General features: G+C 64.9%; 17 protein-coding genes. 3 read left to right on the forward strand and 14 right to left on the reverse strand.

The genetic code is table 11. The features are described 5' to 3' along the window. Positions 1 to 18 precede the first annotated feature (18 nt). Positions 19 to 342, forward strand: a complete 324-nt coding sequence (fdxA, locus tag HOP58_RS09600; RefSeq protein WP_010630102.1) for a ferredoxin FdxA — start codon at positions 19 to 21, stop codon at positions 340 to 342. A 537-nt stretch (positions 343 to 879) separates the two neighbouring features. Here the strand turns inward: fdxA and eno are convergent. The 12 genes from eno to pilM all read right to left on the reverse strand — a co-directional run bounded on the left by eno (position 880) and on the right by pilM (position 18322). After that, positions 880 to 2172 (reverse strand): phosphopyruvate hydratase, encoded by a 1293-nt coding sequence (gene eno / locus HOP58_RS09605; RefSeq protein ID WP_086509298.1) that lies wholly within the window; start codon positions 2170 to 2172, stop codon positions 880 to 882. A 229-nt stretch (positions 2173 to 2401) separates the two neighbouring features. Next, the gene (gene kdsA, locus HOP58_RS09610; RefSeq protein ID WP_234260174.1) at positions 2402 to 3268 is read right to left on the reverse strand and encodes a 3-deoxy-8-phosphooctulonate synthase; all 867 of its coding nucleotides are present in this window, start codon (positions 3266 to 3268) and stop codon (positions 2402 to 2404) included. Between the two features lie 4 nt (positions 3269 to 3272). Then, complete coding sequence (locus HOP58_RS09615) at positions 3273 to 4928, reverse strand: CTP synthase (protein ID WP_234252422.1); 1656 nt, start codon at positions 4926 to 4928, stop codon at positions 3273 to 3275. 351 nt (positions 4929 to 5279) lie between these two features. Next, positions 5280 to 6701, reverse strand: a complete 1422-nt coding sequence (locus tag HOP58_RS09620) for an FAD-dependent oxidoreductase (RefSeq protein WP_026038323.1) — start codon at positions 6699 to 6701, stop codon at positions 5280 to 5282. 23 nt (positions 6702 to 6724) lie between these two features. Further along, positions 6725 to 11176: a glutamate synthase large subunit gene (gene gltB, locus HOP58_RS09625; protein WP_234260175.1), complete on the reverse strand. Its 4452-nt coding sequence runs from the start codon at positions 11174 to 11176 to the stop codon at positions 6725 to 6727. 486 nt (positions 11177 to 11662) lie between these two features. Continuing rightward, entirely contained in the window at positions 11663 to 12775 is a 1113-nt protein-coding gene (gene aroB / locus HOP58_RS09630) for a 3-dehydroquinate synthase (protein ID WP_234260176.1), read from the reverse strand. Positions 12776 to 12778: 3 nt separating this feature from the next. Continuing rightward, positions 12779 to 13321, reverse strand: a complete 543-nt coding sequence (gene aroK, locus HOP58_RS09635; protein WP_086509304.1) for a shikimate kinase AroK — start codon at positions 13319 to 13321, stop codon at positions 12779 to 12781. After that, the gene (pilQ, locus tag HOP58_RS09640; RefSeq protein WP_234260177.1) at positions 13321 to 15486 is read right to left on the reverse strand and encodes a type IV pilus secretin PilQ; all 2166 of its coding nucleotides are present in this window, start codon (positions 15484 to 15486) and stop codon (positions 13321 to 13323) included. Before pilQ ends, aroK begins: the two co-directional genes overlap by 1 nt. Before the next feature lie 58 nt (positions 15487 to 15544). Further along, on the reverse strand, positions 15545 to 16066 hold the full coding sequence (locus HOP58_RS09645; RefSeq protein WP_234250782.1) for a pilus assembly protein PilP: 522 nt from the start codon (positions 16064 to 16066) through the stop codon (positions 15545 to 15547). Further along, positions 16063 to 16686, reverse strand: a complete 624-nt coding sequence (locus HOP58_RS09650) for a type 4a pilus biogenesis protein PilO (protein WP_234250783.1) — start codon at positions 16684 to 16686, stop codon at positions 16063 to 16065. Before HOP58_RS09650 ends, HOP58_RS09645 begins: the two co-directional genes overlap by 4 nt. Next, the gene (locus tag HOP58_RS09655) at positions 16683 to 17264 is read right to left on the reverse strand and encodes a PilN domain-containing protein (protein WP_234260178.1); all 582 of its coding nucleotides are present in this window, start codon (positions 17262 to 17264) and stop codon (positions 16683 to 16685) included. Before HOP58_RS09655 ends, HOP58_RS09650 begins: the two co-directional genes overlap by 4 nt. Beyond that, entirely contained in the window at positions 17261 to 18322 is a 1062-nt protein-coding gene (gene pilM / locus HOP58_RS09660; protein ID WP_086509309.1) for a type IV pilus assembly protein PilM, read from the reverse strand. The genes HOP58_RS09655 and pilM overlap by 4 nt, the downstream gene beginning before the upstream one ends. A 270-nt stretch (positions 18323 to 18592) precedes the next feature. On the opposite strand from pilM, the gene HOP58_RS09665 reads away from it, so the two are divergent. Further along, positions 18593 to 21118, forward strand: a complete 2526-nt coding sequence (locus HOP58_RS09665; RefSeq protein ID WP_010630115.1) for a penicillin-binding protein 1A — start codon at positions 18593 to 18595, stop codon at positions 21116 to 21118. 105 nt (positions 21119 to 21223) lie between these two features. Next, positions 21224 to 21994, forward strand: coding sequence for a DUF481 domain-containing protein (locus HOP58_RS09670; RefSeq protein ID WP_010630116.1), 771 nt, complete (start codon positions 21224 to 21226; stop codon positions 21992 to 21994). 75 nt (positions 21995 to 22069) lie between these two features. Here HOP58_RS09670 and HOP58_RS09675 read toward each other — a convergent pair whose 3' ends face one another. Further along, positions 22070 to 23341, reverse strand: a complete 1272-nt coding sequence (locus HOP58_RS09675) for a malic enzyme-like NAD(P)-binding protein (protein WP_010630117.1) — start codon at positions 23339 to 23341, stop codon at positions 22070 to 22072. 256 nt (positions 23342 to 23597) lie between these two features. Continuing rightward, positions 23598 to 23813 (reverse strand): 50S ribosomal protein L31, encoded by a 216-nt coding sequence (gene rpmE, locus HOP58_RS09680; protein ID WP_026038326.1) that lies wholly within the window; start codon positions 23811 to 23813, stop codon positions 23598 to 23600. Between the last annotated feature and the right edge of the window lie 43 nt (positions 23814 to 23856).

Raw genomic sequence — 23856 nt, forward strand, 5'->3', positions numbered from 1 at the left:
GTGAAGAGGGAGACAGGCATGACCTTTGTCGTCACCGAAAACTGCATCAAGTGCAAGTACACCGACTGCGTCGAGGTCTGCCCGGTGGACTGCTTCTATGAGGGGCCCAACTTCCTGGTGATCCATCCGGACGAGTGCATCGACTGCGCCCTGTGCGAGCCGGAGTGCCCCGCCGAAGCGATCTTCTCGGAGGACGAGCTGCCGGAAGGCCAGGAGGAGTTCATCGCGCTCAACGCCGAACTCTCCGAGGTGTGGCCGAACATTGCCGAGAAGAAGGATCCGCCGGCCGACGCCGAGGAGTGGGATGGCAAGCCGGGCAAGCTGCAGTACCTGGAGCGCTGAGCGCCCTCTTCCCGACCTGCGCGCCAACCATCCCTTCAGACCTGGCGACATGCGCCAAGGGCCAAGCGGCCTTCGGCATCGTTCATGAGCAAGGCTTGCTCATGAACGAGACATGATTGACAGGCAAAAAAAAGGCGGCCCTAAGGCCGCCCGGCTCCCAGCATTTCCTTGGGCGGCTCCTTCCGCCCTCTCTCCAGTGGCAGCTTCCCTGCCCGGAGGCGACTTCCTGTCACACCGGGCGTGCCACGAATCAAGCATCCCGTTGCATCCTGCTGGAGAGCCTCCCGCTCTGCCTTGTCCCACACGCATTCTGGCATTTCCGCCAAAAGACGCAAACGCGCTCCTGCGCGCCCCTGGCAACCTCGCCAAATCTAGCCGGTTGACAGCGAAAACATCAAATCCTTTAAAAACAACCAGATAAAGAAAAACCGACACTCAAGGCATCGGTTTTTCCTAGTAGGATTAGGCTTGGATCGTCGCCTCTTTGTAGGCAATTTCCTACAAAATTGTCAGCGATATCGTCGGTTCAGAGCCCAATCACTGCCCTTTGATGGCCCCTCGTCCGGGGTAGCTCACCCGCTCGCCGAGCTGCTGCTCGATCACCAGCAGGCGGTTGTACTTGGCCACGCGGTCGGAACGGCACAGGGAACCGGTCTTGATCTGACCGGCCGAGGTGCCCACTGCCAGATCGGCGATGGTGGTGTCCTCGGTCTCGCCGGAGCGGTGAGAGATGACGGCGGTGAAGCCGGCGTCCTGAGCCATCTTGATGGCGTCCAGCGTCTCGGAGAGAGAGCCGATCTGGTTGAACTTGATCAGGATGGAGTTGCCGATCTTCTCGTCGATACCGCGCTTGAGGATCTTGGTGTTGGTGACGAACAGATCGTCGCCGACCAGCTGCACCTTGTCGCCGAGCTTGTCGGTCAGCGCCTTCCAGCCGTCCCAGTCGGACTCGTCCATGCCGTCTTCGATGGAGACGATGGGGTACTGGTCGCACAGCTCGGCCAGGTAGTCGACGAAGCCATTGGCATCGAAGCTCTTGCCCTCACCGGAGAGGCTGTACTGGCCGTCCTTGTAGAACTCGGAGGAGGCGCAGTCCAGCGCCAGGGTCACGTCACGGCCAAGCTCGTAGCCGGCATCGGCGACGGCCTGCTTGATCACGGCGAGCGCCTCGGCGTTGGACTCCAGGTTGGGCGCGAAGCCACCCTCGTCGCCCACGGCGGTAGAGAGGCCCTTGGCCGACAGCACCTTCTTCAGCGCGTGGAAGATCTCGGCGCCGACCCGCAGGGCCTCGCGGAAGTTCGCGGCACCCACCGGCTGCACCATGAACTCCTGGATGTCGACGTTGTTGTCGGCATGCTCGCCGCCGTTGAGGATGTTCATCATCGGCACCGGCATGCTGTACTGGCCCGGCTGGCCGTAGAGTTCGGCGATGTGGGCGTACAGCGGCATACCCTTGGCGTTGGCCGCCGCCTTGGCCGCCGCCAGCGATACGGCGAGGATGGCATTGGCGCCCAGCTTGGCCTTGTTGTCGGTGCCGTCGAGTTCGAGCATGGCATTGTCGAGACCGCGCTGGTCGCGGGCATCCATCCCGATGAGCCGCTCGCGGATGGCGCCGTTGACGGCTTCCACCGCCTTCAGCACGCCCTTGCCCAGGTAGCGCGACTTGTCACCGTCGCGCAGCTCCAGCGCCTCGCGGGAGCCGGTGGAGGCGCCACTCGGGGCGCAGGCCACGCCCACAGCACCGCTCTCCAGGCGCACCTCGGCCTGCACGGTGGGGTTGCCGCGGGAGTCGAGCACCTCGAGGGCCTGGATATCGACAATCTTGGTCATCTCTATCGTCCTTTCATTCAGTCAGCGTTGATTGAGTCGTGGGTACCGCTTTCTCTCTCGGCCTCAAGAGGGTGCTTACAAACTACTGCGCTCGCCCATGCTGTGTTGAAATCAGTCTCAAAATGCTCATTTACAAGCCTGTAAACTCCGCTTTTTCGGCTGATTTCGCCTTGCCTGGCCATCGCTCGTGACTTTTGTAAACACCCTCTTGGAGCTGCCTGGGTAGCCGTTATTCGATTTTCAGCGCCGGGAAGCCCTTGACCAGATCGTCGAGTGCTTTCGCCTGGGTCAGAAAGGGTTCGAGCTGGTCCAGCGGCAGCGCGCAGGGGCCGTCGCACAGGGCGCTGTCGGGGTCCGGATGCGCCTCGAGGAACAGCCCGGCCAGCCCCACGGCAATGCCGGCGCGCGCCAGCTCGGCCACCTGCTGGCGACGCCCACCGGCGCTGTCGGCGCGCCCGCCCGGACGCTGCAAGGAGTGGGTGACATCGAAGAATACCGGGCAGCCGGTCTGCTTCATATCACCAAAACCGAGCATATCGACGATCAGATTATTATACCCGAAGCTCGATCCACGTTCGCAAAGCAACACGCGATCGTTGCCCGCCTCTTCGCACTTGCGAATGATGTGGCGCATTTCGTGGGGTGCCAGGAACTGCGGCTTCTTGATGTTGATCACCGCACCGGTCCGGGCCATGGCCACTACCAGGTCGGTCTGGCGCGCCAGGAAGGCCGGCAGCTGAATGATGTCGGCCACCTCGGCCACCGGCTCGGCCTGCCACGGCTCGTGCACGTCGGTGATCACCGGTACGCCGAAGCGCTGCTTGATCTCGGCCAGTATCTCCAGCCCCTTTTCCAGGCCGGGGCCGCGGAAGGAGTGGATGGAGCTGCGGTTGGCCTTGTCGAAACTGGCCTTGAACACATAAGGCATGCCGAGCCGGTCGGTCACCTCGACATAGGTCTCGGCCACCTCGAGGGCCAGCTCACGGGACTCCAGCACGTTCATGCCGCCAAGTAGCATCAGCGGCAAAGAATTGCCGGCGGTGAGGCCGGCAAAGGAGATATGACGTTCGGGTGTGGACGGGGTCATGGCAGACATGGTCTCACTCCTGATGCGAGGAGAGCGCGCGAGCGCGCGCCGCCTTGTGCTCCAGCGCCGCGTTGACGAAGCCGGTGAACAGCGGATGGCCGTCGCGCGGCGTGGAGGTGAACTCGGGATGGAACTGGCAGGCCACGAACCAAGGGTGGTCGGGCAGCTCGATCATCTCCACCAGCGAATTGTCGACGCTCTTGCCGGAGACCACCAGACCGGCCTTCTCCAACTGCTCGATGAACTGGTTGTTGACTTCGAAACGGTGGCGATGGCGCTCGACGATCTCGTCACTGCCGTAGGCCTCGCGCGCCTTGCTGCCCGCTGCAAGGTGACACACCTGGCCGCCCAGGCGCATGGTGCCGCCCAGGTCCGAGGCTGCGTCACGCAGCTCGATCTTGCCCTCGGCGTTGATCCACTCGGTGATCAGGCCGACCACCGGATGCTGGGTGTCGTGGGTGAACTCGGTGGAGTTGGCATCTTCCCAACCGGCCACATGGCGGGCAAATTCGATCACCGCCACCTGCATGCCGAGACAGATACCGAGATAGGGGATGCCGTTCTCGCGAGCGTAGCGGGCGGTCGCGATCTTGCCCTCCACGCCGCGCTCGCCGAAGCCGCCAGGCACCAGGATCGCGTCCTTGCCGGCCAGGCGTTCGGTGCCCTGACGCTCGATGATCTCGGAGTCGATGTAGTCGACGTTGACCTTGACCCGGGTCTGGATGCCGGCGTGGATCAGCGCCTCGTTGAGCGACTTGTAGGCGTCGAGCAACTCCATGTACTTGCCGACCATGGCGATGTTGATCGACTTCAGCGGGTTGAGCTTGGCATCGAGCACGTGAACCCACTCGGTGAGATCGGCCGGCGCCGCCTCGAGACGCAGCTTGTCGCAGACGATCTCGTCGAGGCCGTGCTCGTGGAGCATCAGCGGAATGCGGTAGATGGTGTCGGCGTCCTGCAGCGGCACCACGGCGCGCTCTTCGACGTTGGTGAACAGCGCGATCTTACGCCGCTCGGTCTCTTCCAGCTCGACTTCGCTGCGACAGATCAGGATGTCGGGCTGGATACCGATGGAGCGCAGCTCCTTGACGCTGTGCTGGGTCGGCTTGGTCTTGGTCTCGCCGGCGGTCTTGATGTAGGGCACCAGGGTCAAGTGCATGAAGATCGCCCGGCTCGCCCCCAGCTCGCTGCGGATCTGGCGGATCGACTCGAGGAACGGCAGCGACTCGATGTCGCCCACGGTACCGCCGATCTCCACCAGCGCCACGTCGAAGCCCTCGCCGCCGGCATACACACGACGCTTGATCTCGTCGGTGATATGCGGGATCACCTGCACGGTGCCGCCCAGGTAGTCGCCGCGGCGCTCACGACGCAGCACGTGCTCGTAGACGCGGCCGGTGGTGAAGTTGTTGCCCTGGGTCATCTTGGTGCGGATGAAGCGCTCGTAGTGGCCCAGGTCGAGGTCGGTCTCGGCGCCATCTTCGGTGACGAACACCTCGCCGTGCTGGAAGGGGCTCATGGTGCCCGGATCCACGTTGATGTAGGGATCGAGCTTGAGCATGGTGACCTTGAGGCCACGCGCCTCGAGAATCGCCGCCAGCGAGGCCGACGCGATGCCCTTGCCAAGAGAGGACACAACGCCGCCGGTCACGAAGATATATCGTGTCATGGAGAACCTGTCGAAACGTGATCGGTAGGCCCGGCAGAAAGCCGCGCCAGGATGGGACGACAGCGTAGCAGATTACGACCAATGGCTCAATTTCAGCCGACTTAGTGACTTTGAGTGGTCTTGGCGGCCTCGAACGCGGCTGTACCGGGGGCAGGCCGTCGAGGAGGCGCTGTGAACCCATCCCTGGGCGCTACTTTTGCCTTCCCTGGCAAAAGACCTCCTCTTTGGCCTGCCCCCGGCGCCGCTCACCGTAGCGATACGACAGACTGTTTTCACAGCGCTCCCGCCTAGACCTGTCGACGGGAGAGCCGTGGGAGCGGGCACATAGGCCCGCCCCACATCAGCAGAGCCTCAAACCTTCAGGTAGTCGAGGATACCCTCGGCGGCCTGACGGCCTTCGAACACGGCGGTGACCACCAGATCGGAGCCGCGCACCATGTCGCCGCCGGCGAAGATCTTCTCGTTGGTGGTCTGGAAGGCGTAGGTGCCCTTCTCGGGCGCCAGCACACGGTCGCGCTCGTCGAGCTCGATGCCGAACTTCTCGAACCAGGGTGCCGGGCTCGGCTGGAAGCCGAAGGCAATGACCACGGCATCGGCCTGCAGGATCTCCTCGGAGCCGGGCACCACCTCGGGGCGACGACGGCCGTTCTCGTCGGGCTCGCCCAGACGCGTGCGCACCACCTTGACCCCCTCGACCTTGCCTTCACCGACCACCGCCACCGGCTGACGGTTGAACAGGAACTCCACGCCCTCCTCGCGGGCGTTGGCCACCTCGCGCTTGGAGCCGGGCATGTTCTCCTCGTCTCGGCGGTAGGCGCAGGTCACCGTGGCCGCACCCTGGCGAATCGCCGTGCGGTTGCAGTCCATGGCGGTGTCGCCGCCGCCTAGCACCACCACCTTCTGGCCTTCCAGCGAGACGTAATCGGCCGGATCCTTCTCGAAGCCGAGGCAGTGGTTGACGTTGGCGATCAGATAGTCGAGTGCCTTGTGCACGCCGGGCAGGTCCTCGCCGGGGAAGCCGCCGGTCATGTACTTGTAGGTGCCCATACCGAGGAACACCGCGTCGTACTCTTCGAGCAGCTGTTCCATGGTGACATCCTTGCCCACCTCGACATTGAGACGGAACTCGATGCCCATCTCCTCGAACACCGCACGCCGCCGCTCCATTACCGTCTTGTCGAGCTTGAACTCGGGTATGCCGAAAGTCAGCAGGCCGCCGATCTCGGGGTATTTGTCGAACACCACCGGCTTGACGCCATTGCGCACCAGGATATCGGCACAGCCGAGCCCGGCCGGACCGGCCCCGATGATGGCGACCTTCTTGTCGGTCCAAACGACCTGAGACATGTCGGGGCGCCAGCCCATGGCGAAGGCGGTATCGGTAATGTACTTCTCCACCGAACCGATGGTCACCGCGCCGAAGCCGTCGTTGAGGGTGCAGGCGCCCTCGCACAGGCGATCCTGCGGGCACACCCGGCCGCACACCTCGGGCAGCGAGTTGGTCTTGTGCGACAGCTCGGCGGCCTCGAGGATGTTGCCCTCGGCCACGAGTTGCAGCCAGTTGGGAATGTAGTTGTGCACCGGGCACTTCCACTCGCAGTACGGGTTGCCGCAGTGCAGGCAGCGGTGCGACTGGCTGGCCGCCTCCTGGGGCTTGTACGGCTCGTAGATCTCGGCGAACTCGCGCGAGCGGGTCCGGGCATCCTTCTTCTGCGGGTCTTGACGGCCCACGTCGAGGAATTGAAAGTCGTTTCTGGTCAATCGGTTGGCCATTTGCGTATCTCCTGGAATCCGGCTCACTCGGGACGTCTGCGCGATTCGTCGAGCAGGCTGCCAAGGCTTGCCGCCTTGGGCTTGACCAGCCAGAAATGACGCACGTGTTCGCTGAAGTCGTCGAGAATCTCGTGTCCGCGGGCAGAGTTCGTCTCACTCACGAACTCCTCGATGATCTCCCGCAGGTGACGCCGGTAGGCCTCCATGGCCTCGGTGTTGATCCGGTGAATCTCCACCAGCTCATGGTTGTAGCGATCGACGAAGGAGCGGTCCTCGTCGAGCACGTAGGCAAAGCCACCTGTCATGCCGGCACCGAAGTTGACCCCGGTCTCGCCGAGGACGCAGACCAAGCCGCCGGTCATGTACTCGCAGCAGTGGTCGCCGGCCCCCTCGATCACTGCATGGGCGCCGGAGTTACGCACGGCGAAGCGCTCGCCGGCAGTGCCGGCGGCAAACAGCTTGCCACCGGTGGCGCCGTACAGGCAGGTGTTGCCGATGATCGCCGTCTTGTGGCTCTCGAAACGGCTGCCGCGGGGCGGTACCAGCACCACCTTGCCGCCGTTCATGCCCTTGCCGACATAGTCGTTGGCATCGCCTTCCAGGTAGAGATTGAGACCGCGGGCGTTCCACACACCGAAGCTCTGCCCGGCCACGCCGGTGAAGCGCAGCGTGATCGGGGCGTCCTCGAGGCCGGCTTCGCCGTAGTGCTTGGCCACCGCACCCGAGGAGAGCGCCGGCACCGAACGGTCGCAGTTGGTGATGGTGAACGAGAACTCACCGCCGCTCTTGTCGGCAATGGCCTGCTCGATAGCGGCCAGCACCTCCTGGTTCTTGGCGCCCGGGTCATGCGGCACATTGCGGCTGACCTGGCAGAACTGCGGCGCGTCGGCGGGCACGAAGTCGTTGACCAGCAGCGGCGTCAGGTCGAGCTTGCGCTGGGAAGCGGTCTCACCCTCCAGCACCTCGAGCAGGTCGGTGCGACCGATCAGGTCGGTCAGCTTGCGCACGCCCATCATCGCCATCAGCTCACGCACTTCTTCGGCGATGAAGCGGAAGTAGTTCTTGACCATGTCCACGGTGCCGCGGAAATGCTCGTCGCGCAGGTACTGATGCTGGGTGGCCACACCGGTGGCACAGTTGTTGAGGTGGCAGATGCGCAGATACTTGCAGCCCAGCGCCACCATCGGCGCGGTGCCGAAACCGAAGCTCTCGGCGCCGAGGATCGCCGCCTTGACCACGTCGAGGCCGGTTTTCAGGCCGCCGTCGGTCTGCAGACGGATCTTGTCGCGCAGGCCGTTGATGCGCAGCGCCTGATGCACCTCGGGCAGACCCAGCTCCCACGGCGAGCCGGCGTGCTTGATCGAGGTCAGCGGGCTGGCTGCGGTGCCGCCGTCGTAGCCGGACACGGTGATCAGGTCGGCATAGGCCTTGGCCACGCCGGTGGCAATGGTGCCGATGCCAGGCTCGGAGACCAGCTTCACCGACACCTGCGCCTCCGGGTTGACCTGCTTGAGGTCGAAGATCAGCTGCGCCAGGTCCTCGATGGAATAGATGTCGTGGTGCGGCGGCGGCGAAATCAGCGTCACGCCGGGCACCGAGTAGCGCAGCCGCGCGATCAGGTCGTTGACCTTGCCGCCGGGCAGCTGTCCGCCCTCGCCGGGCTTGGCGCCCTGGGCCACCTTGATCTGCAGCACTTCGGCGTTGACCAGATAGGTCGGGGTGACGCCGAAGCGTCCGGAAGCGACCTGCTTGATCTTGGAGCTGCGAATGGTGCCGTAGCGCGCCGGATCCTCGCCGCCCTCGCCGGAGTTGGAGCGCCCGCCGGCCTCGTTCATGGCCTGGGCCAGCGCTTCATGAGCCTCGGGGGAGAGCGCGCCCAGCGACATGCCGGCACTGTCGAAGCGCGGAATCAGCTCATCGATCGACTCCACCTCCTCGAGCGGCAGCGCCGCTTCGGCGGCCTTGAGCTTGAACAGGTCGCGGATGGTCGCAGCGGGGCGCTCGTTGACCAGTCGGGCGAATTTCTTCCACTTGGCGTAGTCGCCCTCCTGCACGGCCTCCTGCAACGCCTTCACCACGTCGGGATTGTAGGCGTGATACTCGTGGTCGTGCACGTACTTGAGCAGGCCGCCCTGGGCGATGCCCTTGCGCGGCGTCCAGGCGTCACGGGCCAGCAGCTCCTGCTGCAGCTGCAGCTCGCTGAAGCCGGTGCCCTCGATGCGCGAGGCCATGCCGGTGAAGCACAGCTCGATCACCTCGGAGGAGAGCCCCACCGCCTCGAACAGCTGCGAGCCGCGGTAGGAGGCCAGCGTCGAGATCCCCATCTTGGAGAGGATCTTGTAGAGCCCCTTCTGCATGCCCTTGCGGTAGTTCTCGCGGGCATCGGCCGGGTTGCCGCTGAGCTCGCCGGTGCGATGCATGTCGGCCATCACCTGGTAGGCCAGCCACGGGAACACCGCGGTGGCGCCGACACCGAACAGCACCGCCATCTGGTGAGCGTCGCGGGCATAGCCGGTCTCGACCACGATGTTGGCGCGCGGGCGGAGGGCCAGCTTGCCTAGATGGTGGTGCACCGCCCCCACCGCCAGCGCGGCGTGGATCGGCAGCTGCCCCTTCTCCAGGTTGGCGTCCGACAGCACCAGGATCACCTTGCCCTCGTGCACCGCGGCTTCGGCCTGGCGGCACAGCTCGATGATGGCCGCCTTGAGCCCCATCCGCTCCGGGTCGTAGCCCAGGCAGAGGCGGTGATGGGAGAAGGCCGGGTCGTCCTGCTCGAGCAGCGCGGTGAACTTGCGCGGCGACAGCACCGGCGTGGTCAGAATGATCCGGTGGGCATGCTCGGGCGTGGCCTTGAACACGTTGAGCTCGGCGCCGATGCAGGTCTCCAGCGACATCACGATCGCTTCGCGCAGCGGGTCGATGGGCGGGTTGGTGACCTGGGCGAACTTCTGGCGGAAGTAGTCGGTGAGCAGCCGGCTGCGGCCGGACAGCACTGCCATGGGGGTGTCGTCACCCATGGAGCCCACCGCCTCCTGACCGCTCTCGGCCAGCGGGCGCAACACCTGGTCACGCTCCTCGAAGCTGACCTGGAACATCTTCTGCCAGGTATTGACCGCATCGGAGTCCATGTTCTGGAAGCTGGCCAGCTCGGTCAGCGCCGATTCCAGATAGTGCGCCTCCTCCTTGAGCCAGCGCTTGTAGGGATAGGCGGACTTCAGCCGCTCGTCGATGTCTCCGGTGTGCAGCACTTCGCCGGTTTGGGTGTCCACGGCGAGGATCTGACCCGGGCCGACGCGCCCCTTGGCCACCACATCGTCGGGCTTGTAATCGTAGGTGCCGATCTCCGAGGCCAGGGTGATGTAGCCGTTCTTGGTGATCACCCAGCGCGCCGGACGCAGGCCGTTGCGGTCGAGCATGCAGACCGCCTGGCGGCCGTCGGTCATGACCAGACCGGCAGGGCCGTCCCACGGCTCCATGTGCATGGAGTTGTATTCGTAGAAGGCGCGCAGCTCCGCCCCCATGGTCTCGACGTTCTGCCAGGCCGGCGGCACCATCATGCGCACCGCCCGGTGCAGCTCCATGCCGCCCATCAGCAGCACTTCGAGCATGTTGTCCATGCTCGAGGAGTCGGAGCCCGTGGTATTGACGATCTCGTCGAGCTCGGCGATGTCGGGCAGCCGCTCGTTGACGAAGTTCTCCTTGCGCGAGTTGGCCCAGCCGCGGTTGGCTTCGATGGTGTTGATCTCGCCGTTGTGGGCGAGGAAGCGGAACGGCTGCGCCAGCGGCCAGCGCGGCTCGGTATTGGTGGAGAAGCGCTGGTGGAACACGCAGATCGAGGTCTGCAGCCGCTCGTCGCCCAGGTCCTGATAGAAGGTGGGAAGATCCACCGGCATCATCAGGCCCTTGTAGGAGATCACCTGGGACGACAGCGAGCTGACGTAGAAGTCCTGCTCGTCGCGCAGCATCTGCTCGGCCCGGCGGCGGGCCATGAACAGATCGACGTCGAAGCGCTCGGGGTCGCTGAGCTTGCCCGGCTCAACGAACAGATGGCGAATGCGCGGCAGGCAGGCGCGGGCGATGGGCCCGCAGTAGGTGGGATCCACCGGCACGTTGCGCCAGCCGCGGATCACCAGGCCGCAGGCACGCAGCTCACCTTCCAGGATGCCGCGGGCGCGAGCCTCCTTGGCGTCGTCGTCGGGCAGAAACACCGCGCCCACGGCGAACAGTTCACCCAGCTCGACGTCGAGCGCCTCGGCGGCGGCCTCGCGCATGAAGGCCTCGGGCATTTTCAGCAGCAGACCGCAGCCGTCACCGGTCTTGCCATCGGCGGCAATACCGCCGCGATGGGTCATGCAGGTGAGAGACTCGATGGCGGTACGCAGCAGATCGTGGCTGGCCTGCCCTTCCATATGTGCGATCAGGCCGAACCCGCAGTTGTCACGGAACTCGCCTGGTTGATGAAGGCCTCGGTTCATGGGCGTGCCTCAGAAAATGACTATTGACCAAACAACAGCAGTTATGTATTTTGATCTGTTTTCTTCTTGTTATGACTGCCAAGAGCAGCCTGCTGCCGTCGCGAGAAAAGGACGCCCAGCATAGACACTTACTGCCCCGCCGTGCAATCTCCCGCCCGCCACACCGCCTCCAAAACTCTCGTCAAATCCGCAACTTGCTGAATGAATCAAAGCAAAAAAAACCACCAGTTCAAAGACTTGCGAAACCCATAAACGGATTTCAAACGCTCGAAACCGAATATGCGACTTTAGTCTAAAAACACCCATTTTCCCCATGCCGATACGGCATGAGGCATACGGATTTGATGCCTGAGATGCAACACGGGTCGCTCAGAACAGTTCAGAACAGCAGCCGACAAACGGCAAGCAGGCCGCACGAATCGCTTCGTGCGGCCTGCTTGCGCTCAAGAGAGGGAAAATGGGCGGAACGTCAGTGCCGAGGAAACCTCAGTGCCGGGGGAACGTAGCCAGCAACTCCTCGAGCAGCTCCCGAGGGGTCTGGTCGTGGATCACCGCCCGGCCCAGCGCCTCGAGCAGGATCAGGCGCAGGCGCTCGTCGACATTCTTCTTGTCCAGACGCATGCGGGTGAGGAAGTCTTCCACGTCCATGTCGGCGGGCGCCTCGAGCGGCAGGCCGGCGGCGGCGATGATACTGGCGGTGCGCTCGACGTCGCCGGCATTCAGCCAGCCGAGCCGATGCGAGAGCTCGGCCGCCATCAGCATGCCGACCCCCACCGCCTCGCCGTGCAGCCACTGGCCGTAGCCCTGGTGCGCCTCGATGGCATGACCGAAGGTATGCCCGAGGTTGAGCAGCGCGCGTACGCCCTGCTCGGTTTCGTCCTCGGCCACGATCTCGGCCTTGAGCAGACAGCTGCGCTCGATGGCCCAGGCCAGTGCCTCCGGCTGCAAGGCCCTCAGCGCGGTCATTTCGTCTTCCAACCAGGCGAGGAACTCGGCATCGCGGATCAGACCGTACTTGATCACCTCGGCCAGCCCCGCCGAGAGCTCCTTGGCCGGCAGCGTGCGCAGGGTATCGGTGTCGATCAGCACCGCCCGCGGCTGCCAGAAGGCACCGATCATGTTCTTGCCCAGCGGATGATTGACACCGGTCTTGCCGCCTACCGAAGAGTCCACCTGGGAGAGCAGCGTGGTGGGCACCTGGATGAACGCCACGCCGCGCTGATAGCAGGCGGCGGCGAAGCCGACCATGTCGCCGATCACCCCGCCACCCAGGGCGATCAGGGTGCAGCGTCGGTTGAAGCCGGCCTCCAGCAGCGCATCCCAGACAAGGCCGACGCTGGCCAGGGTCTTGGTCGTCTCGCCGTCGGGCAGCACCAGTTCGCGCACCATGGCGTCACTCGGCAGCCCCGCCTTGAGGCGCGCCAGGTAATAGGGGGCAACCGCTTCGTTGGTGACGATCATGACCTGGCGCCCGGCCAGGTAGGGCGTCAGCCAGGCCGGATCGCCGAGCAGGCCGGCACCGATGTGGATGGGATAGCTGCGCTCGCCCAGCGCCACCTGAAGCGTGCGCGGGACGATGGAGGTTTCGCTCTCGGTCATGGTTCAGGCCTTGGCTTGTAGAGGGTCGACCAGCCGCTGCACGCGGCGCACGATCTCGTTGACCACCGCACGGGGGCTGCGCCGGTCGGTGCGCACCACGATATCGGCCGTGGCGCGATAGAGCGGGTCGCGCAGATCGAACATCTCGCGCAGCACCTGCTCACGGTCGGGGCGCTGCAACAAGGGACGGTTGCGATCCTTGGCCACGCGCTTGAGCTGCTGCTCGACGGTGGTGAACAGATAGATCACGGTGCCTCGCTCGCGCAGCCGCCGACGGTTCTCCTCGCGCAGTACCGCCCCGCCGCCGGTGGCAATGACCACCCCTTCGAGCTCGGTCAGCTCTTCGATCATCTGCACTTCGCGCTGGCGAAAGCCCGCCTCGCCCTCGACGTCGAAGATCCAGGGGATATCGGCCCCGCAGCGAGCCTGGATCTCATGGTCGCTGTCGAGGAACTGACGCGAAAGTTCGGCCGCCAGAAGGCGGCCGATGGTGCTCTTTCCCGCCCCCATGGGGCCGATCAATATCAGATTGGGCAAGTCCTGCATCAGCGAATCGCCAGGCCGTCCTCGAGTATGCGTGGAGTGATGAAGACCAGCAGCTCCACCTTCTGATTGCTCGACTCATTGTACCGGAAAAGCCTGCCCAGCACAGGCAGGTCGCCGAAGAAGGGCGTCTTGGCCAGACGGCTCAGCTGTTCGGTGGTGAGAATGCCGCCGAGCACCACCGTCTCGCCGTTGTCGACCAGCACCTGGGTCTCGATGCGATTGGTATCGATGGGCGGCGCCTGGCCCGGCAGGGCCTCACGGAAGCTGTCGTTGGTGATCACCAGATCCATGATGATGCGATTGTCCGGGGTGATCTGCGGCGTCACCTCGAGCGACAGCAGCGCCTCCTTGAAGTCGGTCTCGGTACCCCGGTCGCTGATGGTCTGGAAGGCCCGCTCCTCGCCCTGCTGGATGATGGCGGTGCGCTGGTTGGCGGTGATCACCCGCGGCTGCGAGATGGTCTGACTCTTGTTCTCGCTCTCCAGTGCCCGCAGCTCGAGATCGAGCAGGATGTCGCCAGCTAAATAACCAAATCCAAAAGCCGACATAGGACTAGCCGACCCCAGATCTACAGCCAAGCTACCTGAACCACGCCTCATTCGTAGTGGGTTTTGATTATCTGGGGCGTAGTATGGCGCTCCTCGATTTCGCTGCTGCTGACCAACGATCTCTCCAGCCCCCGGCGTGAATCGAGAAGGATCCTCCGGAAATTCAATAGTATCCCTATTCCAAGTTCCATCTTCTGCAAGTCTAAAGCCTCGAGTGGTGGACGCCCCCCAGTTGACGCCTAGCTCCTGGGTCACGCCATCGCGGGCGATGACGATACGCGCCTCGATCTGCACCTGACGCACCGCCACGTCGAGCTGATCCAGGGTGCGCAGGATCTCCTGGATCTGGTCGGCGGTGTCCTGGATCAGCAGGGTGTTGGTGCGCTGATCCACCGCCACGCGGCCGCGCTCGGTGAGCAGGCCGAAGCCGTCGCCGCCGCGCAGCAGCTGCGCCAGATCCTCGGCGCGGGCATAGCGCACCTGAACGTACTCCGAGACCAACGGCGCCAGGGTCTCGACCTGGGCCCGCGCCTCGAGCTCCTGACGCTCGATGTTGGCCAGCTCGCTGGCCGGGGCCACCATGATCACGTTGCCCTCCTGGCGACTGGCCAGGCCGTGGCTCTTGAGCACCAGGTCGAGCGCCTGATCCCAGGGCACGTCCTGCAGGTTGAGGGTGACCTGGCCGGTCACGCTGTCGCTGGCCACCAGGTTGAGTCCGGTGAAATCGGCGATGATCGCCAGCACCGAGCGCACCTCGATGTCCTGGAAGTTGAGCGTGATGCGCTCGCCGGTATAGGGGAACTGCTGGCGTATCCGCTGCTCGCGCTCCTGCTGGGTGACGGGCTGCGCCTCGATGGTGAGCTGACGCCCGCTCTGGGTGGAGAGCATGGCGAACTCGCCGCTGCCCTCTATCTCGAGGGTCACGCCGTCGCGCCCGACCCGCGGCGTGATGCGCCGCAGCGGCGTGCCGAAGTCGCTGACGTCGAGCACCTGGTTGTGCGCCTCCGGCAGGTCGACACCGCTTAGTTCGGCGACGATGCGGTTGCGGCCCGATTCGCGCACCCTGGCGTCGACCCCGCCCCGATCGAAGGTGACGATCAACCGCCCCGCGCCGCCCTCGCCGCGGCGAAAGTCGATGTCGGCGATACTCGGCATGCCGCTGGGGGCAGCCGATGCCGGCGCCGAGGTCTGAGGCGCCGCCGGCTCGGGGCGCGCCGCGGCCGTGGACGGCGCGGTCGCCGGACCGCCGATGGTCAGCCGCAGCTGGTCGCCCTGCTGCACGGTGTCGTAGGGTAGCGGGCGGTCCATGTGAAAGACCAGCCGCGTACGCGAGCCGGCTTCGAGCGCCGTGACCTGCTCGACGCCGCCGATGCCCAGGTCGAGACGGCGACGCTCCAGAGCGTTGGCCGTATCGACGAGATCGATGGTCAGGCGTGCGGGCTCGTCCAACCGGTAGCCGCGTACTTCGGGCACCCCGCCACGAAAGCTCAGATCGATCAGCAGCTCGCCGCGCTCGCCCTGACGAAAGTCGAGGTCGGTCAACGTGGATGCCGCCAGGACCGGTGTCGCCGTCAATGCCAGGCAGAGTACCGCCAATGTGCCAATCAGATGTCTCATCGTTCCCCTTCCCCTCTGCCCGTTACCACTACCCTGCTGCCTCGACTGCCGCCGTGCTCTAGCGACGCTCTTCGAGCGCCAGGCGAGCCGTTCGCTCCATCCACCCACCGCCGCCGGTGGGCACCAGCTCCACCAGTTGCACCGACGAGTCGGTGATGCCGACCACCCGGCCGTGATTGCGCCCCAGGTGATTGCCGGTGCGCAGGCGATGCACCTCGCCTCCCGGCGCCCTCACCAGGGCATTCGTCTGGCCACCCATGGTCAAGATGCCCACCAGCCTGAGCGCTTCCAGGTCGTATGTCTCGAGCGGCTCCCGGGCGCGTTCGGGATCGGGCGCCAGGTCGCTGCTGCCCCGCGGTGCTGCGTCCGGCTCCGGCAGCTGCGGCCGGAACGGGCTGCGACGATCGCTGGCCTGGTAGGGTACCGCTGCATAGTCGGGCACCTCCGGCATCTCCAGCGGGCGCGGCATACCGGGATCGTTGCGAATGTCGGTCAGCCGGCGGTCCAGCTCGCCCAGCTGCGGATCGGCGCAGCCGACCAGCAGCAGGGTTGCCAAGGCCAGCAGCCAGCGCACTTTCATCGCGCACCCTCCCCGCCCTGCGGCCGATAGCTGTAGGTGCGCGCCAGCATGGAGAGACGCAGACGATCGCTGCCCTCCACCGGCGCCAGCACGAAGTCGTGCAGCGTGACGATACGCGGCAATGCCGCAACGCCGGCCAGGAAGCCGGCAATGTGGTGATATTCGCCCTCCACCTGGATATCGAAGGGCCGCTCGATATAGAAGTCGCGCTCCACGGTGCTGCGCAGCCGAATGAAATCGATCGACAGGTGGTGGTCGAGGGCGCTTTCGCTGATGCTGTCGATCAGCGAGGGAATCTCGGCGCCGGAAGGCAGCATGGCCATCAGCTCGCCCATGCGCGTTTCGAGCCGGGCCATCTGCTCGAGCATCTCCGGCAGCTGGGCCGCCTGGGCGGCGCGGTTGCGGTAATCCGCCAGCAGGCGTGCCTCCTCGGCCTCGGCACGCTGCAGCTCATCGGCCTTGGGCCCCGCCAGATACCAGTGTGTCGCGGCGAAGGTCAGGCCCAGCACCAGCAGGCAGCACAGCCACTGCAGCAGCAGCGGCCAGGTGCCGGACTCCTTGAGGTCCAGTTCACGCCAGTCGAGCTCGCGGAGACGACGAAACTCTGCCTGCAGGCTCATGACTCGTCTCCCGCTTCAGCGTCTTCCGCCCCCTGAGCGCCTTCCATGAGCTGCACCACACTGAGGCTGAAGCGACGACGCTCACCTCCGCCATCGGCTTCGACCTCCGACAGCACCGGCTCGGAGAACGAGGGCGCAGCCGCCAGGGACCGCATCTGCTCGGAGACCCGGCGATTGCTCTCGGCCCGGCCCGACAGCCGCAGTTGATCGCCCTGCCGGCTCAGTTGGGTGTAGTGAACGCCGTCGACCAGGCTCAGGGTCAGGTCGCGAAACACACGCACGGTCTGGGAGCGCCCCTGCTGCAGGTCGCTGAAGACCTGAACCTGACCGATCATGCGCTCGCGTATGGCTTCGTATTCGCGAATCGAGCGTATGTCGCCGTCGAGCTGCTGCATCCGGGCCTGCACATGGGCGTTGCGCTGCTGCTGGGCGCTCACTGCCATGTCGTAGAAGTGGGCCATGCCCAGCCCACCGGCTCCGCCGAGCACCGCCATCGCCGCCAGGGCCAGATAGAAGCGCCGACTGCGACGCGCGCGCTGCTGCTCCCGCCAGGGCAGGAGATTGATTTCGATGCTCATGAGACCGACCTCATCGCCAGGCCGCAAGCGGTCACCATGGCCGGCGCATCGCTGGCCAGGGTCTGCACGTCGATACGCGAATTGATGCGCATGCGCAGGAAGGGATTGGCGATCACCACCTGCATGGCGCTCTCCTGGGCGAGCCGTTCGGCCAGCCCCGGAATCACGCTGGAACCACCGGCAAGGACCATGCGCTTCACTTCATGCTTGCGTCCCGCGGTGTAATAGAGCTGCAGCGAGCGGCCGACCTGCTGAACGACGGTCTCGATGAAAGGGATCAGAACGCTGGCGCGGTAATCCTCGGGCAGGCCACCGCGCTTCTTGGCCAGCCCAGCCTCCTCCAGGGTCAGACCGTAGCGCGCGCGAATCTCCTCGGTGAGCTGACGTCCGCCGAACACGGTGTCGCGGCTGTAGACGATGCGGCCGCCGCGCAGCACGTGGAAGGCGTTCATGGTGGCACCGATGTCGACCAGCGCCACGCAGTCGTCTTCGCCCGCCGCGGGCGGCAGCTGCTGGCGCAGCTCGCCGAAGGCGCGCTCCATGGCAAAGGTTTCCACGTCTACCGCCGCCGGGATCAGGCCGGCCTGGTTCAGCGCATCGGTGAGCTGGCTGACGTCCTGCTGGCGGCAGGCGACCAGCAGGACGTCCTGCTGGTCGCCGTAGCGGGCATTGAGCCCCAGGCGCTGAAAATCGAAGGCCACCTCACTGAACGGAAACGGAATGTGTTTGTCAGATTCGAGTTGAATGCGCGCCTCGATCTCGTCGTCGTTGAGCGAGGCGGGAAGCGTGAGGGTCTTGGTGATGGCGGCGCTGGCCGGAACGGCTGCCACGGCCAGGCGTGACGTGGGACGTGCACTCTCCACGGCTCGTCGCAGCGCGTCGGCCACTTCGCCCATGTCGCGTATGCGCCGTTCGACCACGGCACCTTCACGCAGCGGCCTCACGGCATAGCTTTCGATCTGGTAGCGGGAACCCATCCGCCTGAGTTCGATCAGCTTGACCGTTGCCGAGGTAATGTCGACACCGATCAACCCTTTACCGGAGGGTCTGAGTCGCATCAATCGTTGCCCTTGCGTATGTGCTGCGATGAGCGGCTGTCCTACATTATGCTTATGCGCCTTGAAGCAGCAGGAACCACAAGGCTGACAGAAATCATACTCGCTCTCCATGACCGAGGTTACATGATATTTGGCCAGCCCACACAAAGTTGGACGGACACTCCCTCAACGCTGGTGGTAGAAGGTCCGGATTCCTTATAATGGGCAGGCCAGTGAAGGCTCACTTTCATCGCCATTTCTTCACGCTCTCACCACGGACAACGCCTTTTCATGAAGTGGATCAAGACTTTGGTTTTCTCGGCCTTCTGGCTATTGGTATCGCTGACCGCCGCGGCACTGCTCAGCGTGGCCGGGGCGGCCCTCTACTTCGCCCCGGGTCTGCCCGACGTGCGCCAGTTGCAGGACTTCGAGCTGCACACGCCGCTGCGCGTCTTCACCCGTGACGGCAAGCTGATCGGCGAGTTCGGCGAGGAGCGTCGCATGGCGGTCTCCTTCGACGAGATTCCCGAAGACTTCATCCAGGCACTGCTGGCCGCCGAGGACGCCGCCTTCTTCGAGCATCGCGGCGTGGACCCCCGCGGCCTGGCGCGAGCCGCCGTGGAACTGGTCTCCAGCGGTGGCGACATCCAGTCGGGCGGTTCCACCATCACCATGCAGGTGGCGCGCAACTATCTGCTCACGCTCGACCGCACCTTTACCCGCAAGATTCGCGAGATCCTGCTGGCGCTGCAAATGGAGCGCATCCTCACCAAGGAGGAGATCCTCGAGCTCTACGTCAACAAGATCTTCCTGGGCAACCGCGCCTACGGCATCGCCGCCGCCGCGGAGGTCTACTACAACAAGCCGCTGGAAGAGCTGACCCTGGCAGAGAAGGCAATGATCGCCGGCCTGCCCAAAGCGCCGTCGTCGTTCAACCCACTGGCCAATCCCGAGCGCTCTCTGATCCGCCGCAACTGGATCCTCTACCGCATGCGTCATCTCGGCAACATCGACCAGGCCACCTATGAAGCCGCCGTGCAGGAGCCGGTCACGGCCCGCCGCCACGTGGCCCAGATCGAGGTCGACGCCGACTACGTGGCGGAGATGGCGCGTCAGTACGCCGTGGAACGCTTCGGCGAGGAAGCCTACACCGGCGGCTACCGCATCCACACCACCCTGGACAGCGAACTGCAGCCCTACGCCCGCCAGGCCCTGGCGCGCGGTCTGATCGACTACGATACGCGCCATGGCTGGCGCGGCCCGGAGGAGCGTGAAATCCCCTCGAGCCTGGCCGAGGCTCAGGCCCGTACCGAACGCCGCGGCCTGGAGGAAGAGCTGGCCGAGTCGCCGGAGATCATGCAGACCGCCCGCCAGGCCGCCGAGCGCAGCCAGACCCGCGTGGAAGGCATCGAAGGCGACGTCAGCAACTGGCTGCGAGTGCTCGAGCGCACCCCCGGCTTCGGCCCGTTGCAGCCGGCCATCGTGGTGGCCAGCGAAGGCCGCGAGATGCGCGTGCTGACCCGCGGCGGCGAACTCGTCACGCTGAACTGGGACGGCCTGTCATGGGCCCGCGCCTACCGCAGCCCCAGGGCCCGCGGACCGGAGCCCAGCTCGGCCAGCGAGATCGCCTCGCGCGGCGACCTGGTGCGCATCCTGCAGCGTGACGATGGCAGTTGGCGACTCTCCCAGCGGCCCGATGCAGAAGGCTCCATCGTGGTCATGGAGCCCGATACCGGCGCCATTCTCGCCCTCCAGGGTGGCTTCAGCTTCAACGCCAGCAAGTTCAACCGCGCGGTGCAGGCCCAGCGCCAGTCCGGCTCTATCTTCAAGCCGTTCGTGTTCCTCGCCGCGCTGGACACCGGCCTGATGACTGCCTCTACCGTGGTCAACGACGCCCCGGTGGTCATGCACGACGGCAGCAGCCTGTGGCGTCCGGTGAACGCCAGCGGCGACTTCCTCGGCCCGACCCGGCTGCGCGAAGCCCTGGCCCGCTCACGCAACCTGGTGACCATCCGCATCCTGCAGACCCTGGGCCTCGACAGTACCATCGAGTACCTGGAAGGCTTCGGCTTCAGCCGCAGCCGCCTGCCTCACGGCCTGTCGCTGGCACTAGGCAGCGCCGACCTGACGCCGCTGGAGATGACCAACGCCTATGCCGTGCTGGCCAACGGCGGCCATCGGGTGTCCCCGTGGTTCATCGAACGCGTCACCCGCGGCAGCGACGACAACGTACTCGACGAGGCCCGCCCGACCATCGCCTGCCGTAGCTGCGACGAGGGCCAGACCGAGGTCGTCATCGATGGCAGAACCTATGACGTCGCCCCCCGGGTCGCCGACCCCACTGCCGTCTACATCTTGCGCGACATGCTGCGCGACGTGATCGAGAGCGGCACCGGGCGCTCCGCGCTGTCGCTCAATCGCAACGACGTGGTGGGCAAGACCGGCACCACCAACAACCAGCGCGACGGCTGGTTCGCCGGCTACAACGACGATCTGGTGGTCACCGTCTGGATCGGCAAGGACAACAACGAGACCATCGCCGAGTACGGCGGCAATGCCGCCCTGCCGATCTGGATCGACTTCATGGGCAATGCGCTCAACGGCCGCCCGGAAGCCAGGCCCGAGCCGCCTGCCGGCCTCATCACCGCCCGCGTCGACGCTCAGACCGGTCGCCGTCTGACCGACGGTCAGCCCGGCGGGATCACCGAGATCTTCCATCCGGACTATCTGCCCGACATGGAACCTCGCCGCGTCGAGCAGGAGATCGAGCAGCGCAGCGGCTCGCAGGGCACCGGTAGCTACGAGGCGATCTTCTAGCAAGCTCGCCGCTCCCGGCGGCAAGGATGCCGCCATCGTCTTGTCGACTGACGAATGCCGCCCTCGAGGCGGCTTTACCTTGGACAACAGGACAGGTTCGTTGCCATGTTACGATTCAGGCCACGACTCAGGCCATGGAGTGCCATTGGACTCGCACTTCTGCTTCTGCTCTTTCCGGGTCTCGCCCTTGCCGCCAGTGTATTCTATGCGCCGCCGCCGCCAGGAGAGGATTCCCCCACCTTCAGCGGCGAAGCCGAGCTCGGCTACACCCACCTCGCCGGCAATACCGACAGCCAGACCCTGATCGGCAAGAGCCGGCTCACCTGGCTGACGGGGCGCCTGAGCCACACCCTACGTGGCGAAGTGCGCAACGTGACCCGAGACGGCACCACCAGCGCCGAGCAGTACCTGCTCTCCCTGCGTGAACGCTACGACTTCTACGGGCCTCACTACCTGTTCGGCTTCGGCCGCTGGGAGAGGGACCGCTTCAGCGGCTACGAACATCAGCTTACTGCCATCGGCGGCTATGGACGCGACGTGATCGATACCCAGCGCCACCGCCTCTCGCTGGAGGCGGGGCCGGGCTATCGCTACGACCAAATCAAGGATGAGGAGAACGACAATCTAGGATTGCTATACGCCGCTCTCGATTACATGTGGACGCTCTCCCCTCACTCCTTCGTACGCCAGGAAATGTCGGTGGAAGCCGCCAACGAGAACACCACGTCTCGCTCGGTCTCCTCGCTGACCGCCAGGCTCAACTCCCGGCTGTCGATGCGCCTCTCCCATGAGGTGAGGCACAACTCGAGCCCGCCGGAAACGGCCGATGCCAACACCGACCATACCACCAGCGTGACGCTGCTCTACACCTGGTAATCGCTACCCACGCAACGCACTGCGCCGGCCCTTGGGCCGGCGCAGTGTAATGGGGACGAAGCCGCGAACGCTCGATCAAGCGCCGTAGACGTCATCCACCGTCTTCAGCGGGTAGTGGGCCGGATAAGGACGCCGTGCCACGCCGGAGTCCACCGCAGCCTGGGCCACCGCCGCCGGGATACGCTCCAGCAGACGCACGTCGACCGGCGTGGGAATGATGTACTCGGGGCCGAACTCCATGTGCTCGCGCTCGTAGGCGTCCAGCACTTCCTGGGGCACCGGCTCACGCGCCAGATCCTTGAGCGCATGTACCGCGGCCACTTTCATCTCCTCGTTGATGCGCGTGGCGCGCACGTCCAGCGCCCCGCGGAAGATGAAGGGGAAGCCCAGCACGTTGTTGACCTGATTGGGATAGTCGGAGCGACCGGTAGCCATGATCACGTCGGGACGCGCCTCGCGTGCCACGTCGGGGTGAATCTCCGGATCGGGGTTGGTGCAGGCAAAGACGATGGGGTTCGGCGCCATCTTGCGGATGTGCTCGGCGGTCATCAGGTTGGGCCCGGAAAGGCCGATGAAGACGTCGGCCCCATCGATGGCATCGTCCAGGGTGCGCTTGTCGGTGTCCAGCGCGAACATCGCCTTGTAGGGGTTGAGCCCCTCGCGCCCGGCGTGGATCACGCCACGACGGTCGAGCATCACCAGATTCTCGGAGCGCGCCCCGCAGGCCAGCAGCAGCTTCATGCAGGCGATGGCCGCCGCGCCGGCGCCCAGGCAGACGATCTTGGCATCTTCCAGCCGCTTACCGGCGATCTCCAGCGCATTGAGCATGCCGGCCGCGGTGACGATGGCGGTGCCATGCTGATCGTCATGGAACACGGGAATGCTGCACTGCTCGATCAGGGCCTGTTCGATCTCGAAGCACTCCGGCGCCTTGATGTCCTCGAGATTGATGCCGCCCCAGGTATCGGCAATGCGCGCCACCGTGTCGATGAAGGCCTGGGGGCTCTCGGCATTGACCTCGACGTCCACCGAGTTGATGCCGGCGAAGCACTTGAACAGCACGCCCTTGCCTTCCATCACCGGCTTGCTGGCCAGCGGCCCGAGATTTCCCAGGCCGAGGATGGCGCTGCCGTCGGAGATCACCGCGACCAGATTGCCCTTGCCGGTGTAACGGTAGGCATTCTCCGGATCACGGGCAATTTCCCGTACCGGCTCGGCGACACCTGGACTGTAGGCAAGGGAGAGATCACGAGCGGTAGCGGTGGGCTTGGTCAGCTCCACGGAGAGCTTTCCGGGAATCGGTTTGGCGTGATAGTCCAGCGCTGCCTGCTTCTTGGCGTCTGTCATGCTGAAAGTCCGGTATCCATCTTGGGGGAGGGCCACCTACCATATAGAAAAACCTTCCACATCTCAATGAAACACCCGTTCGCGCTTTTTATACGCGCTTTCGCGAACGTTGCTGACCATTTGCTGCAACTTATACCTCGCAAGGCAACCATAACCGATACCTTATCGATCTCCCCGGCAAACGACAGACAAAAGAAAACCCGCCGTTAAGGCGGGTTTTCTCGCGCTGCGATCGTCGCCCTGGGGGCGAGCCGGATCAGCCGCGCTTGATGGCAGCTCCGAAGCGCTTGTTGAAGCGCTCGACGCGACCACCGGTGGTCGCCTGCTTCTGCTTACCGGTGTAGAAGGGGTGGCACTGGGAGCAGACGTCCAGTGACAGGTCATGGCCGACGGTGGTGCCGACCTCGAAGGTTGCGCCGCAGGAGCAAGTCGCAGTGACCTTCTTGTAATCCGGGTGAATACCTTGTTTCATCTTGAGCCTCATGGAGCGGTATGCCGCCACCTGATCCGTTGCC

The sequence above is a fragment of the Halomonas sp. MCCC 1A11062 genome (assembly GCF_021404355.1).
GTDB classification, from domain to species: domain Bacteria; phylum Pseudomonadota; class Gammaproteobacteria; order Pseudomonadales; family Halomonadaceae; genus Halomonas; species Halomonas aerodenitrificans.

What these genes read in the sequence shown, in the direction of transcription:
- fdxA (WP_010630102.1), top strand. Translation starts at nt 19, where the DNA reads ATGACCTTTGTCGTCACCGAAAACTGCATCAAGTGCAAGTACACCGAC.
- eno (WP_086509298.1), bottom strand. Translation starts at nt 2,172, where the DNA reads ATGACCAAGATTGTCGATATCCAGGCCCTCGAGGTGCTCGACTCCCGC.
- kdsA (WP_234260174.1), bottom strand. Translation starts at nt 3,268, where the DNA reads ATGTCTGCCATGACCCCGTCCACACCCGAACGTCATATCTCCTTTGCC.
- HOP58_RS09615 (WP_234252422.1), bottom strand. Translation starts at nt 4,928, where the DNA reads ATGACACGATATATCTTCGTGACCGGCGGCGTTGTGTCCTCTCTTGGC.
- HOP58_RS09620 (WP_026038323.1), bottom strand. Translation starts at nt 6,701, where the DNA reads ATGGCCAACCGATTGACCAGAAACGACTTTCAATTCCTCGACGTGGGC.
- gltB (WP_234260175.1), bottom strand. Translation starts at nt 11,176, where the DNA reads ATGAACCGAGGCCTTCATCAACCAGGCGAGTTCCGTGACAACTGCGGG.
- aroB (WP_234260176.1), bottom strand. Translation starts at nt 12,775, where the DNA reads ATGACCGAGAGCGAAACCTCCATCGTCCCGCGCACGCTTCAGGTGGCG.
- aroK (WP_086509304.1), bottom strand. Translation starts at nt 13,321, where the DNA reads ATGCAGGACTTGCCCAATCTGATATTGATCGGCCCCATGGGGGCGGGA.
- pilQ (WP_234260177.1), bottom strand. Translation starts at nt 15,486, where the DNA reads ATGAGACATCTGATTGGCACATTGGCGGTACTCTGCCTGGCATTGACG.
- HOP58_RS09645 (WP_234250782.1), bottom strand. Translation starts at nt 16,066, where the DNA reads ATGAAAGTGCGCTGGCTGCTGGCCTTGGCAACCCTGCTGCTGGTCGGC.
- HOP58_RS09650 (WP_234250783.1), bottom strand. Translation starts at nt 16,686, where the DNA reads ATGAGCCTGCAGGCAGAGTTTCGTCGTCTCCGCGAGCTCGACTGGCGT.
- HOP58_RS09655 (WP_234260178.1), bottom strand. Translation starts at nt 17,264, where the DNA reads ATGAGCATCGAAATCAATCTCCTGCCCTGGCGGGAGCAGCAGCGCGCG.
- pilM (WP_086509309.1), bottom strand. Translation starts at nt 18,322, where the DNA reads ATGCGACTCAGACCCTCCGGTAAAGGGTTGATCGGTGTCGACATTACC.
- HOP58_RS09665 (WP_010630115.1), top strand. Translation starts at nt 18,593, where the DNA reads ATGAAGTGGATCAAGACTTTGGTTTTCTCGGCCTTCTGGCTATTGGTA.
- HOP58_RS09670 (WP_010630116.1), top strand. Translation starts at nt 21,224, where the DNA reads ATGTTACGATTCAGGCCACGACTCAGGCCATGGAGTGCCATTGGACTC.
- HOP58_RS09675 (WP_010630117.1), bottom strand. Translation starts at nt 23,341, where the DNA reads ATGACAGACGCCAAGAAGCAGGCAGCGCTGGACTATCACGCCAAACCG.
- rpmE (WP_026038326.1), bottom strand. Translation starts at nt 23,813, where the DNA reads ATGAAACAAGGTATTCACCCGGATTACAAGAAGGTCACTGCGACTTGC.